Here is a 13,493-nt window from a genome sequence, read left to right as displayed (position 1 = left end):
CACCGGTTCAGCGCTTTATCAGGCGCCCTGGTTGCGACGCGAATGCCAGTTCCAGGCGGTGCGGGTGATGTCCGACAGATCATATCGCGGGACCCAGCCGAGAATGTCGCGTGCCTTGTCGTTGTTGGCGACCAGGGTCGTGGAATCGCCTTCGCGACGCTCGACCAAATCAATGTTGAAATCGCGGCCGGAGACATCGGCGATCGCCGTCAAAAGCTCCTTGACGGTCGTGCCCGTACCCGTGCCGAGATTGAGTTCGACGCTGTCGCCACCGGAAAGCAGGTATTCAACGGCGCGCACATGCGCATCGGCCAGATCAAGCACATGGATGTAGTCGCGGACACAGGTCCCGTCGCGGGTGTCGTAGTCCGTGCCGAAGATCTTGAAGCTTTGGCGGCGGCCAAGGGCTGCGTCGATCGCAAGCGGGATCGCATGCGTCTCGGGCTCATGCCACTCGCCGATGCGGCCTTCCGGATCAGCACCGGCGGCGTTGAAGTAGCGCAGGATCACCGAACGAAGGCCCTTGTACTGGCCGTAGTCCTTCAGCGCCTGCTCGCACACCCACTTTGTCCGGCCATAGGGGTTGATCGGCGCCTGCCGATGCTGCTCGTCGATCGGAACGCTTTCCGGCAGGCCGTAGGTTGCGCAGGTCGATGAGAAGACGAAGGCTTCGACGCCGGCAGCGAGCGCGGCAGAAAGCAGCGTCAGGGTGCCGATGACGTTGTTGTCGTAAAAGGAGACCGGGTCCTTGACCGATTCACCAACCTCGATCATCGCGGCGAAATGCAGGATCGCGCGCGGCTTGTGGCGGGCAAGCACGTCGTCAAGCCGCTGGCGGTCGCGGATATCACCCTTTTCGAGCACGCCCCATTTGACGAATTCCTCGTGACCATTCGACAGGTTGTCGTAGACGACGGGTTCGAACCCCTTGTTGGCAAGTTCGAGGCAAGTGTGCGAGCCGATATAGCCGGCACCGCCGACGACGAGAACTTTGTTGCTTTCCATGATGCTTTTCGATCCCTGGGAGGTTCAAAGGAATTGCCGAGATTTTTCAACGGATAATGACAGGATTGTCAATGCCGGCAGCAATCAAGCATGCGTCCATGTCGCGTGTGTGGCGGGCAGGCTGAGCGGCGGTTTTTCCACAAGGACAAGCCACTCCATGGCATGTCGAGATCGGCGCGAAAGTCCGCTCCGGGGACAATTATCTCAGCCTGGCCCGTGAGCGAGATGCTTCTTTCCCATCCGCGAAAACATATAGCATATTAATTTACTAGATTTAATTGATAATGGCGCCGACAGTCGTACCATTGCCTTCGGATTTTTGAAGGAAGGCTCTCATGACGACGAAACTCAAACGCCTTGCGCTTACCCTGGCGATGCTTGCTGCGACCAGCCTGGCCCACCCTGGCGCCCGGGCCGAAGGCACGGCGGAGCCGGTCAAGGGCGGAACACTGATCTATCTGGAGCAGCAGGCCCATACCAATCTCTATCCCCCCGCAGGCGGTTTCTATCCGAACGGCGGTATCCTCAATCAGATCACCGACAAGCTGACCTATCAGAACCCGAAGACGCTCGAGATCGAGCCGTGGATTGCCGAATCCTGGACGGTCAACGCGGATGCAACCGAATACACGTTCAAGATCCGCCCCGGCGTCACCTTCTCTGACGGCACACCACTTGACGCGGCAGCGGTCGCCAAGAACTACGACGTTTTCGGTCTCGGCAACAAGGCGCTGAAGCAACCGGTTTCCGAGGTCATCAACAACTATGAACGTAGTGAAGTCGTCGACCCGCTGACCGTGAAATTCTACTTCAAGAAGCCATCGCCGGGCTTCCTGCAGGGAACATCGGTGATCGGTTCCGGTCTCGTGGCGGCAAGCACGCTCGCGCTGCCCTTCGAAGAACTTGGCGACGCGACCAAGATCATCGGCTCCGGTCCCTTCGTGGTCGAGAGCGAGACGATCGGCAAGGAACTGAAACTCAAGGCGCGCGAGGAGTACAATTGGGGGCCGGCGAAGCTCGAGCACCAGGGGCGAGCCTATCTCGATGGCATCACCTACATCATCACCGGCGAGGATAGCGTCCGCATCGGTGCGCTGCTTGCAGGCCAGGCCGATTTCATCCGCCAGGTCCAGGCCTATGACGAGAGCCAGGTCGAGGCGCAGGACTATCAGATCTATGCACCATCGACACGCGGCGTGAACAACAGCGTTGTTTTCCGACCCGACAATCCGCTGGTGGCTGATGTCAAGGTGCGCCAGGCGCTGCTGCATGCGACCGACACCAAGGAAATCGTCGCGACGCTGTTTTCGGCAAACTATCCGCGGGCGACCTCGATCATCGCGTCCTCGGCACTCGGCTACAAGGATATCTCGGCAAAGCTCGCTTTCGATCCGGAGAAGGCCAAGGCGCTGCTCGACGAGGCCGGCTGGTCGGTTGGTTCCAATGGCCTGCGCCAGAAGGACGGCAAGGAACTGGTCCTGACGGCCTATGAATTGCTGCCGCAGCCGCAAAACAAGGAGACGCTGCAACTCGTCGCCCAGCAATGGGGCAAGGTGGGCGTGAAGCTCAACGTGCTTGCCGGCGATAGCGGCAGCAAGACGGTCGACGATCTCGATCCCCTCAAGACGCCGGTCTCGCCGGCCATGGTCGGCCGCGCCGACCCCGATGTGATCAAGAGCCAGTACTATCCGAAGAACCGTGACGTACTGCGCCAGAAGGGCGGGCTTAGCGACAAGGTCCAGAGCTTCGTCGACGACAAGCTGAACGGTCTGCTCGAGGCCTTGGCCTCCGAACCGAACCGCGAAAAGCGCCTGGCGATTGCTGGCGAGATCCAGGATTACGTCGTCGACCAGGCCTATGCGATCCCGATCTTCGAGGAGCCGCAGGCCTATGCCGGTGCGCCATATGTCCAGGGCGTCGCCTTTGAAGCGGTCGGTCGCCCGAGCTTCTACAGCACCTGGCTCGCCGAGCATTGATCGACCCGCGGCCACCGCGCCCCGCGGTGGCCGCCACTCCCGATATCTGGATATCTGCGTGCAGAGGAACGGATCATGTCCGCCTATTTGCTCAATCGTGTTGGACAGGCGCTCTTCGTCCTGTGGGCCGCTTTCACGATCTCCTTCGTGTTGCTGCAGGCGATGCCCGGCGACGCGATCCTCATCAAGTTTCAGAACCCCGATCTTGGGCTGACCGCTCAACAGGTTGCCGAGATCCGGGCATCCTATGCGGCCGATAGCTCCGTTGTCGTCCAGTACGCACACACGATCGGCAAGTTCCTGACCGGCAACTTCGGCTATTCCGTTCAGGCCGGTGTGCCGGTGAGCAGTCTGCTTGCGGCTCATCTGCCGGCGACCTTGAAGCTCGCCACGCTTGGCTTCCTCCTTGCCTTAGTGCTGGCGATCCTAATCGCCTTCCTTTCCAGCCTGACGCCGTTCGCCTGGCTGCGCGGCGCGTTGCAGTCCGTTCCTTCACTCTTCATTTCGATCCCCACATTCTGGCTGGGGATCATGCTGATTCAGATCTTTTCCTTTCGCCTGAAGCTCGTTCCGGTCATCAATCCGGGCCCTTGGCAGGAATTGATCCTGCCGGTCATCACGCTGGCGGTGCCGATCTCCGCACCGCTCGCCCAGGTGCTCGTGCGCAACATCGACGACGTGATGACGCGACCCTTCGTCGGCGTTGCCCGCGCCAAGGGCGCCAACCGGCAGTGGATACTCTGGCGGCACGTCGCGAAGAATGCGCTCCTCCCGACATTGACCATCGCCGGCGTGCTCTTCGGCGAACTGATCGCCGGGGCCGTCGTGACGGAAACCGTCTTTGGGCTCAACGGCATCGGTGGTTTGACCGAACGCGCCGTCGGCAGCCAGGACGCCGCCGTCCTTCAGGCCATCGTCGTGCTCTCGGCGCTCGCCTTCGTGATCATCAATCTCGCCGTGGACCTGCTTTTCCCCGTGCTCGATCCGCGCCTGAGAACAAAAATCGGAGCCGCCGCATGACCACCTTCGATACACTTCACGAGGACGCCGCCGCAGAAGGACAGCGCTCTCGTACGGCCTCGACGCTCCGCCGCGTGCCTCCGGGACTGGCCTTGTCCTGGCTGATCCTGGCGACAGTTTTCCTCTGGGCGGTCGTCCCCTCGCTCTTCACGGGTTACAACCCGCTCGAGGGGGTGGGGGGCGCGCAATTGAAGCGCCCGACCGCAGAACATCTGCTGGGGACCGATGCACTCGGACGAGATCTCTACGCCCGCATCGTCCATGGTGCCGTGCATTCGCTGACCGGTGCCTTCGTCGCGGTTGGCCTCGGACTTATCGTCGGGACAGGGCTCGGCGTCGTCGCCGGCTCGGTCCGGCGTCGCTTTGACGACGCGATCATGCGCCTCGTCGACGTTTTCCTGTCAATCCCGCCACTGTTGCTTTCACTCAGCATCATCATCCTGCTTGGGTTCGGCACGGTGAATGCGGCCATTGCCGTCGGCGTTACCTCGGTCGCTGGTTTCGCCAGATTGGCGCGCGCCGAAGTCGTACGTGTGCGCCGCAGCGACTATGTCGAAGCCGCCTTTGGCAGCGGCGGTACCTTTGTATCGGTGCTTTGGCGGCACATTCTGCCGAACTCGCTGACGTCGGTTCTTGCCTTCGCATCGCTGCAATTCGGCTCAGCGGTCCTGCAAATCTCGACCCTCGGCTTTCTCGGCTACGGCGCGCCACCGCCGACGCCCGAATGGGGGCTGCTGATCGCAGAAGGACGCAATTACATCTCGACGGCCTGGTGGCTGACGACGGCTCCCGGCGTCGTGGTCGTTCTCGTCGTATTGGCCGCCAACCGGGTCAGCCAATCCTTTGGAAAGGCCGCCGCATGACCGTAATCCACCAACAAGTGCCGCCCGTCCTCGAAGTCGAGGGGCTCTGCATCGCCTATGATGATGGGGCTGCGCTACGCCGCGTCGTCCAAGATGTTTCCTTCCGCATCAATCCTGGCGAAGTCGTTGCCCTTGTCGGTGAATCCGGCTCGGGCAAGACGACCACGGCGCAGTCGATCATCGGTCTACTCGCCGCCAACGGCCGCGTGGAGCGCGGCAGCATTAAACTCAACGGGACAGACATTGCCCGGTGGACCGATCGGCAACTGCAGACGGTACGTGGCGCCAGGATCAGCCTGGTGCCGCAGGACCCGGGAAACTCTCTCAATCCGGTCAAGACCATCGGGGCGCAGATCGGCGAGATCTTCCGCATTCACGGGGCACTGCACCCGGACGAAATCAACCGCCGCGTCATTTCGCTTCTCGAGCGCGTGGGTCTAAGCGAGCCGGAACTGAGAGTACGGCAGTACCCGCACGAGCTATCGGGCGGCATGCGGCAGCGCGTATTGATCGCGATCGCCGTCGCCCTGAAACCGCAATTGATCATTGCCGACGAGCCGACAAGTGCGCTCGACGTCACGGTGCAGAAACGCATTCTCGATCTCATCGATGAATTGCGAGCCGAGTACGGCACCGCCGTGCTCCTCGTGACCCACGATCTCGGCGTCGCGGCTGACCGCGCTGATCGGATCGTCGTCCTCCAGAACGGGCGAATTCAAGAACAGGGCGCGGCCAGCGCCGTTCTTAAGGCTCCGCGCAGCCCTTACACGCGAGAACTGCTTGCGGCTGCACCGTCCTTTGCGCGGCCGGTGTCCAGGCCACGACCGGAAGCGCATTCAAGCCCTCCAGGCGTTCAGGACGATATTGTCGTCGTGGACGGTCTTGTTCGCGAATTTGCCGGCGAGGGCAGCAGCCGGCTTCGCGCCGTCGACGATCTGAGCTTTCGCGTCCGCCGCGGGTCGACCCACGCAATCGTTGGTGAATCCGGCTCGGGGAAGACGACGACCATCCGCAGTATCGTTGGCTTCGACAAACCGACTGCGGGGCGGATCGACATCGACGGGACAGATCTCTCGCGCCTTACTGGTGAGGATCTCCGGCAGTTTCGACGCAAGATCCAGCTCGTCTACCAGAACCCTTACGGATCGCTCGATCCGCGCCAATGCATCCTGCAGATCGTGACGGAGCCATTGCTCAATTTCAGCAAGCTCAAACGTACCGATCGCGAGGAAAAGGCGAGGGTGATCCTCACCCGTGTCGGGTTGCCCGAAGACGTGTTTGCACGGCGGCCGCACGCGCTTTCCGGCGGTCAACGCCAGCGGGTCGCGATCGCCAGGGCGCTTGTGCTCGATCCTCAGGTGCTGGTGCTGGACGAGGCCGTATCCGCGCTGGATGTGAGCGTCCAGGCGCGCATTCTCGCACTGCTCCAGGAACTGCAGAGCGATCTCGGCCTCACCTACCTCTTCGTTTCCCACGACCTCGCCGTCGTCCGCCAGATATCCGACACCGTTTCCGTCCTGAAGGATGGCCGCCTCGTCGACGGTGGCTCGGTTTCGGAGGTCTTCGAACACCCGAGAAGCGCGTACACGCGCGAACTGATCAACGCCATTCCCGGGCAAAACCGCCGGGCCGCGGCCTGAGGCAGCGGGAACGATAGACAGGACTGACCATGACAGAGACGACCCCACGCAAGCGCCTTGGCTTTTTCACGCGCCTGCTCGACGATGTCCCCGCTGGCACTCGCTATTACTATGCCAAGGAGCAGATCGTCGCGGCCGAGCGCTTCGGCTTCGACACGGCCTGGGTGGCGCAGCACCATTTTCATGCCGATGAGGGCGGTTTGCCGGCGCCCCTTGTTTTCCTCGCTCATGTGGCTGCCGAGACGACGCGCATCCGCCTCGGCACGGGCGTCATCACCTTGCCGCTCGAAAACCCGATCCGGGTGGCGGAAGATGCAGCGGTTTTCGATTTGCTTTCCGGCGGCCGCCTGGAGGTCGGCTTCGGTACAGGTGGAACGCCGTCATCGTTCACCGCCTTCGGCCTTGAAAGCGCGGAGCGTGGTGCGGTCTTTGGCCAGCATCTGCAAATCGTGCTTGATGCCTGGGCCGGCCGAGCGCTTGCCGGCGGGGATCATCTCTATCCCGCAGCTCCGCAACTGCTTAATCGTATCTGGCAGGCGACCTTCTCAGTCGCCGGCGGTGAGCGCGCCGGTCGCGCTGGCGACGGCCTGATGCTTTCGCGCACGCAGCCGCGACCACAGGACAACCCGAATGCCACATTGGCGGAACTGCAGAACCCGATCATTGACGCCTATCTGCATGCGCTACCCTCCGGTCGCGCGCCGCGCATTCTCGGTTCCCGCAGCCTTTTTGTCGCCGATAGCCGCGCCGAAGCGCTGCGGCTGGCGGAGATCGGATTGAACCGCGGTGCAGAACGCCTGATTGCCGCCGGCCACAAGGTTGCCGGCAACTCCCTTGCCGATCTGATCGCCGCCTTCGACGTGCATGTCGGATCGGTGGACGATGTCATCGAAAGCCTCAGCCGCGACGAAACCCTGGAGCGTGTGACCGACCTCGTGTTCCAGGTTCACTCGGTGGATCCGCCGCACCCGTTGATCCTGCGCTCGATCGAACTGATCGCGACCAAGGTTGCACCGGCGCTCGGCTGGTCGCCGCAGGAGAAGTTCCATTCGCGCCGTTTCGGAGCCGTCGGCTGAGGCCGAACACCGCATCCATCCTTAGAGGAGACCAAGCATGACCCAAGTGCCACCAGACGTCATCGATCTGCTCGCCGGCATCACACCAGGATCGAGCCTCGACCGCATCCGTGCCCAACGGCCCGAAACGCGAGAACAGGCGCAGCAAAGCTATCTCGCGCTGTTTCGACCCAAAGCATTTGGCGAGGTCTCCCTGGCGGAGCGGCACACGATTGCGAGCTTCATCGCTGGACTGCACCGTCAGCCGGATATCTATGAATTCTACGTCAATCCGCTGGAGGAAAGCGGTACGGACCGCTGGCTTGTCGAAGTATTGAAGGCGGAGATTGGGGCAGGGCGGGCGACGGGTCCCTACGGCGACTATCCCGCGGGTCCGTTGAGCGTCGAAAACAAGGCCGGCCCCCTTTACCGCGTCTCGGACACAAACCGCGACGTGCTTGGCGAAAGGCTCTCAGCCGCGTTGGAGCATGCCCATCTGCTCGTCTTCCGCCCGCGCGAGGCTAGCCCGCAAGCGTTGCAGGCGCTGCTTGATGCCGGCTGGACGACGGATGGCATCGTCACGTTGTCGCAACTCATCTCGTTCGTCGCGTTCCAGGTTCGCGTGATCGCCGGGCTCAGCCTGCTCTCGGCCGCTTCCAAGCGTGCCGCCGCATAAGTCATCGAGAGGAACCGAGACAATGACCGAACGTGCCATCATCCCAGACGTAGCAAATCCTCCTCTAACCTTCACTCAAGCCGAGATCGGTTGGACACCCTGGCTCCAGCCTTTAGCGGAAGACGATCTCACCGAACGACACCTCCTTGGGCTTGTCGAAGCTGCGCGCGCAAAGTCTCCCTATTTTCGTTTGCTGGTGCGCGATCCGGAGGTGCTGGAGGCACGCACGAAGACGGACAAGGACATCTTCTACAACACCCGCACGGGCCTGCCGCGTGCCGAGCGCGAACTCGCGGCCACGGCCGCCTCGCGCTCAAATGGCTGCATCTTCTGTGCGTCCGTCCATTCACGTTTCGCGTCTCACCATTCGAAACGTGGCGAGGACGTGCAAAAGCTGCTGGATGAGGGGGTGGATACCGAACTTGGCGAACGCTGGAATGCGATCGTTGCTGCCTCGGTCGCGCTGACTGCGACACCGCCGGCCCTCAGCGACGAGCACGTTAAACGGTTGGCTGCGGCGGGTCTTGACGAGCTGGAAATCGCCGACGTGATCCACGGGGCCGCCTTCTTCAACTGGGCCAACCGTCTGATGCTTTCGCTGGGCGAGCCAACTCCGGCCAACTGACTAACGTCGGACCTGGCGGCTTTCGCTGGCTATAGCAAAGCCCGCAACCTCGGCAGAGGTCGCGGGCCTTTTATTATCCGATGGGGATCGAATTAGAAGTTGCGCTGCAGGCGGACGAAGCCCGACACGTAATCGCGGTCGGTCGTAGCCGTCAGGTCTTCCTGGTTGTACTGGACCGAAATACGGGTCGCCAGACCTTCGGTGATCGCATAGTCGAGCGTCACGCCGGCGCGCCACTTGTCGAGGTCGTTGTTGAACTCATTGCCGGTGCGCAGGCTATCCCAGTACTGAACGCCAGGGGTGATCTTCAGCTTGTCGGTGGCCTTGAAGGCGTACGAAGCTGCAACGCTCCATTCCGACGCACGCCAATAGGTGTTCGGGTCGGAAGCCCAGATGCCAGCGACCTGGAGAGTGCCCGGGCCGAGCTCTGCCGAAAGCAGGGCGCGGATCGCGCCTTCTTCGACTTCGGTGTCGTAGCCGCCAAGCAGATCGAAGGATACGCCGCCGAGCGAAGCCGAAACGATACCTTCGATGCCAACGCCGTTGGCCTTAGTGGTCCAACCTTCGAGTTCGTCAACTGCGATACCAGCCTGGAACGAACCGCCATCATAGAGGTAGGCGATCGAGTTGAATTCGGTGACGTTGCCGATCGAGTCGGTCTCGCCGTTCAGGCCCTTATCCCACCAGCTGTAGAAGAAACCGGCCTTCAGGCCGCCGAGCTGGATGTAGGCTTCGTCGACGTCGATGCGGCTGTCGCCGGCGTCGGTGTCGTTGTCGGCGTTGAATTCGGCAGCGAAGAAGCCGGTGAGCGTGCCGTACTCGGTGTCACTCTTGGCAGAGAACGAGATGTAAGCGCGGGAGAAGGCATCCCAGTCGGAGGTGCCGGCCGTGCCCCAGCCCTGACGGCCGTTGACTTCATCCGGACCGAAGGAGGTCTGGAAGCGGAGGAAGCCGCCGATCTTGAGGCAGGTTTCGGTGCCCGGGATGTAGAAGTAGCCGGGGCCGAAAGCGTCGCAAACGCGAACATATTCCATGGGCTCCGGCTCGGCTGCGACGATTGCGTCGGCTGCCTGGGCGCCGGAAACCGCTGCGAGAGCAGCGGCGGAGCCGAGAAGAAGACTTTTGATATTCATGCGGACGATCTCTCTAATGGTTTTCAAGGTCAACAAGGCCCGACCCTGGTGTCCCCCAGAGATTTACCGGCTACCTCGCTTCGCGCTGCGACGAAATGAACCGTCCACGATGACTCGCGGCGGGCAGCGGCGACAGCGCTATCACCGTGAAACGACAGTTTTGTAACAATTTCCCCTCGAATCTCCCGAGGATTTCATTGCTATATAGTGTTGCATTATGGCAACTTTCATATGTCTCTAAAATATATGCGAAGAGCGGAAAATAATAATGAATCCGAACGATATTTATCGTTACGAATATAATTGACAAAAAACCCTCATAAAAACTTCATGAGGCCCCACATTGACGGATTATTGTCTCTATTTTACCTAAAGCCGGCCTTTGAGAAGAGAGGCTTCCGGTGAACGGCGCCGTCAACGATCAACAGTTGGCGGCGCAATTACTTTTTAGGGGTTTGTGATTTCAGGGCGCGAACCGGCCCTTCGCGATCGGAGCGCTATGGCTCCACACGTCGCGCCTCTGCTAGGAAAGGAACTCTTGCGCCACCGGCTCCGGTGCGTTCCTCACGCCCGCGCTGATACCAAGGAGAAAGCCCTGTTCGATCATTGCCGCCCTTTATCGGACAAGGGGTCAGCCTTCCGGATTGCGGTGAGGGCATCTGGCGCCTGATAACGCGTGCCGTAACTGGAGGCGGTCGCCGCGCTATCGGCGACCGGTCGCAGGGCTCCGCGGCGAGGCGCGGCTCAGCCAGATGCTACTGCGTCGTCGGGACGCGTGAATCTGCGCTGCGCCTGACAACCTTGCCCTCCTCAGCCTTGTAGAAGAACTGACTTGAGACGAGCCATCCCTTCAAGGGTCGAAGCGGCGGAATGCATGTCAGCAGCATGAAGGGGCCTGTGACCAGCAAGTGAACCCAGAGTGGCGCGCTGTACTGAACCTCGAGCCAGACGCCAAGAAGCACACTTGGCACGCAGGCAAAACAGATAACGAAGAAGGCAGGCCCGTCGGCTGGGTCGGCGAAAGAATAGTCGAGGCCGCAGACTTCGCATTCCTTGCGCATCTTCAGGAACCCCTCGAAGAGGTGTCCTTGTCCGCAGCGCGGACAACGGCCGCGCAGGCCGGTCTGCATGGGCGGGATAGGCGGCCAATCGTGATCCGAAGACATCGTCGTTCCTTTCAGGCGTCGTGTCCGGCGCATTCATGATGTTGCGCCGATGTTGCCTGGTATGCGGTCGGCCATTTCAGGCGCCGCCTCAGGTCCAGGGGATTAAGCGCCCGAAAGCATACATTGTCAATTTATTGTATGCATACATTGCTGCGACAATTTCGCCCGCAAACGTCAGGCCTCTCGTTAGACCACGAGGCTCGATGCGGCCGGGGACTGGCCGAGAAGATCGGCGATGATCAGCAGGCTGCGACGCAGTTCCTCTTGCGTCGCTGGCGCGCCAAGCCCCAGGCGTACAGCCTCCGGGGGTGGGCAGAGGGAAAAGGCGTCGCTCGGAACGACCGCAATGCCCGCCGCCTGCAGCCGCCCGCTGAACTCACCGCGTGTCCACGGTTGCGGCAGGCGCAACCAGACGTGAAAAGCGCTTTTGTCGGTAACGGCCGTGTCCTTCGAAAGGAAGTTTTCCGCCATTTGTTGCCGTACGGCCGTTTCGCTACGGATCGCGGCGAGGACTGCATCGGCCGTCCCATCCTCGATCCAGCGGGTCGCGACCGCCGCTGTGAGAGGTGAAGCAAGACCGGCGGTCGCCCGGATGGCGCCCTCGATCCGGACCGAACTGCGGCTATCCGGAACGACGAGATAGGCGACGCGGAGCGCCGGTGAAAGGCATTTCGCGAGGCCCCCGATGTAGTAGACGAGATCGGGCGCCAGAGCGGCAAGTGCGGGTGGCGGCGCGACGGGCAGGGCGCCGTAGGCGTCATCTTCAATGATCGGCACGCCGTGCCGTCTGGCGATGGCAACGATCGCTTCGCGACGCTCCAGCGGGAGCGTGGCGGTTGTCGGATTGTGAAGTGTCGGATTGCAATAAAGTGCCTTTAATGTTTGCGTTGAACATAGCTCATCAAAGGCTTCTGGTATAAGACCTTTTTCATCAACGGCGATCCCTATCAGCGTGAGGCCGAGATGGGCGGCAAGCGCCCGGAGGCCGGGGTAGGCAATTGCCTCGGCACATATGGTGTCACCTGGCTTTGCCAAGCTACTAAGCGTTGCAAGCAGCGCGCCTTGTGCGCCGGGGCAGACAAGTACGCGCTCGACCGGCGCCGCGCCGAGGCGCGGCCTCAGCCAGGCGGCGCCGACGGCTCTGTTGTGCAGAGTGCCAGCCGGCGCCTGGTAGCGCATCAGGAGGTCGAGTGCGTGTTCGGCCTGAAGTGACGCCATGTCCTCCCAGAGCCTTGCTGCAAGCGCTTGATCGTCAAACAACGGCGGCAGGTTCATGCTCATGTCGACTATGCCGCCGGTCGCCGGACGGGCATTCTTGGCGCGCCGTGCCTTAATATAGGTGCCCTGGCCGACGCGACCTTCCACGAGGCCACGATGCCTCGCTTCGTTATAAGCGCGGCTGACGGTGGTGAAATCGATTCCAAGAGCCTCGGCGAGCACGCGTTGCGGCGGCAGCCGGATGCCGTCCACAAGGCGGCCATCAGCGATATCCGCTGCAATCGCATCCGCAATCGCGAGATAGAGAGGTCCATCCGACTTGCGAAGGGTGGGGCGCCAAGAGATCTGCAGGCGTTCGTCGTTCATCACTACAATATCCGACTTTTATGATTGTATGGATATTGCATGCTTTCGTGTGATGGGCAAGTCAACCGCCTGGATACTGAACGAGGTAGGCGCCCCCAGGAGCGATTCAGCGCCGCTAGGACCTGGTGACACTGGTGGACGCCAATAGCACGCCAAAGCCCACTAGCAGGGTGCCGAAGACGCGGTCGATCCAGTGCCGCAGTCGAAGCAGGCGGATACGCACCGCACCGGCGGAGAAGAACAATGCCACCAAGGCGAACCAGAGGATATGGGTCGTCGCGATGAACGCGCCATAGCCGATTTGCACAGAGAGCGGTGTCGACGGTCCGACCACCTGCATGAAGAGGCTGACGATGAAGACAGTCGTTTTCGGATTGAGCGCATTGGTGAAGAAACCGGTGCGCAAGGCACCGAGATCGGAGAGTGGCGGGACGTTGACGCTTTCCAGGGAGTCCGCTGGCCTCGCGCGCAACATCTTGAAACCAAGCCAGACCAGGTAGCCGGCACCGCCAAGCTTCAAGATGCTGAAAAGAAGGATCGATTGTCGAACAACGAGCCCGACACCCAGGATGGTATAGGCGACATGAATGCAGACACCTGCGCCGATCCCGAGCGCGGTCAGGACGCCGGCCCGCCGGGAGAGCAGGAGGCTGTTGCGCGTGACCATCGCGAAATCGGGGCCGGGGCTGACGACAGCCAACATGGTAATTGTGATCACAGCTAACAGTTCTGCCATTGTAAATTCTGCCC

General features: G+C 61.4%; 12 protein-coding genes. 7 read left to right on the top strand and 5 right to left on the bottom strand.

The window, feature by feature from the left end; all coding sequences use genetic code 11:
- Positions 1 to 18: 18 nt before the first annotated feature.
- Positions 19 to 1,005, bottom strand: a complete 987-nt coding sequence (gene galE / locus AC1Z3V_RS00510) for a UDP-glucose 4-epimerase GalE (protein WP_483496609.1) — start codon at positions 1,003 to 1,005, stop codon at positions 19 to 21.
- A 335-nt stretch (positions 1,006 to 1,340) separates the two neighbouring features.
- Here galE and AC1Z3V_RS00505 point away from each other — a divergent pair, with 335 nt between their 5' ends.
- The 7 genes from AC1Z3V_RS00505 (at position 1,341) to AC1Z3V_RS00475 (ending at position 8,860) form a co-directional block, all read left to right on the top strand.
- On the top strand, positions 1,341 to 2,981 hold the full coding sequence (locus AC1Z3V_RS00505) for a TIGR04028 family ABC transporter substrate-binding protein (protein WP_483496608.1): 1,641 nt from the start codon (positions 1,341 to 1,343) through the stop codon (positions 2,979 to 2,981).
- 75 nt (positions 2,982 to 3,056) lie between these two features.
- On the top strand, positions 3,057 to 4,001 hold the full coding sequence (locus tag AC1Z3V_RS00500; protein WP_483496607.1) for an ABC transporter permease: 945 nt from the start codon (positions 3,057 to 3,059) through the stop codon (positions 3,999 to 4,001).
- A complete protein-coding gene (locus tag AC1Z3V_RS00495; protein WP_483496606.1) occupies positions 3,998 to 4,864 on the top strand; it encodes an ABC transporter permease in 867 nt (288 codons plus the stop codon). Before AC1Z3V_RS00500 ends, AC1Z3V_RS00495 begins: the two co-directional genes overlap by 4 nt.
- Complete coding sequence (locus AC1Z3V_RS00490; protein WP_483496605.1) at positions 4,861 to 6,504, top strand: dipeptide ABC transporter ATP-binding protein; 1,644 nt, start codon at positions 4,861 to 4,863, stop codon at positions 6,502 to 6,504. Before AC1Z3V_RS00495 ends, AC1Z3V_RS00490 begins: the two co-directional genes overlap by 4 nt.
- A 29-nt stretch (positions 6,505 to 6,533) precedes the next feature.
- Complete coding sequence (locus AC1Z3V_RS00485; RefSeq protein WP_483496604.1) at positions 6,534 to 7,580, top strand: putative FMN-dependent luciferase-like monooxygenase; 1,047 nt, start codon at positions 6,534 to 6,536, stop codon at positions 7,578 to 7,580.
- Positions 7,581 to 7,617: 37 nt separating this feature from the next.
- A complete protein-coding gene (locus AC1Z3V_RS00480; RefSeq protein ID WP_483496602.1) occupies positions 7,618 to 8,235 on the top strand; it encodes a CMD domain protein in 618 nt (205 codons plus the stop codon).
- A 22-nt stretch (positions 8,236 to 8,257) separates the two neighbouring features.
- Positions 8,258 to 8,860, top strand: coding sequence for an alkylhydroperoxidase domain protein (locus tag AC1Z3V_RS00475; RefSeq protein WP_483496601.1), 603 nt, complete (start codon positions 8,258 to 8,260; stop codon positions 8,858 to 8,860).
- Positions 8,861 to 8,952: 92 nt separating this feature from the next.
- On the opposite strand, the gene AC1Z3V_RS00470 is transcribed toward AC1Z3V_RS00475, so the two are convergent.
- The 4 genes from AC1Z3V_RS00470 to AC1Z3V_RS00455 form a co-directional block, all read right to left on the bottom strand.
- Positions 8,953 to 9,993, bottom strand: a complete 1,041-nt coding sequence (locus AC1Z3V_RS00470; protein ID WP_483496600.1) for a porin — start codon at positions 9,991 to 9,993, stop codon at positions 8,953 to 8,955.
- Positions 9,994 to 10,748: 755 nt separating this feature from the next.
- Positions 10,749 to 11,159, bottom strand: coding sequence for a DUF983 domain-containing protein (locus tag AC1Z3V_RS00465; RefSeq protein WP_429817752.1), 411 nt, complete (start codon positions 11,157 to 11,159; stop codon positions 10,749 to 10,751).
- 186 nt (positions 11,160 to 11,345) lie between these two features.
- Positions 11,346 to 12,743 carry an aminotransferase-like domain-containing protein gene (locus AC1Z3V_RS00460; RefSeq protein ID WP_483496599.1) on the bottom strand — a complete coding sequence of 466 codons (1,398 nt, stop codon included), beginning with the start codon at positions 12,741 to 12,743 and terminating at the stop codon, positions 11,346 to 11,348.
- A gap of 115 nt (positions 12,744 to 12,858) precedes the next feature.
- Complete coding sequence (locus tag AC1Z3V_RS00455) at positions 12,859 to 13,479, bottom strand: LysE family transporter (protein ID WP_483496598.1); 621 nt, start codon at positions 13,477 to 13,479, stop codon at positions 12,859 to 12,861.
- Positions 13,480 to 13,493 lie beyond the last annotated feature (14 nt).

The sequence above is a fragment of the Ensifer sp. 38_S197 genome, assembly GCF_056924495.1.
This window is presented reverse-complemented; position numbering and strand designations above follow the sequence as displayed.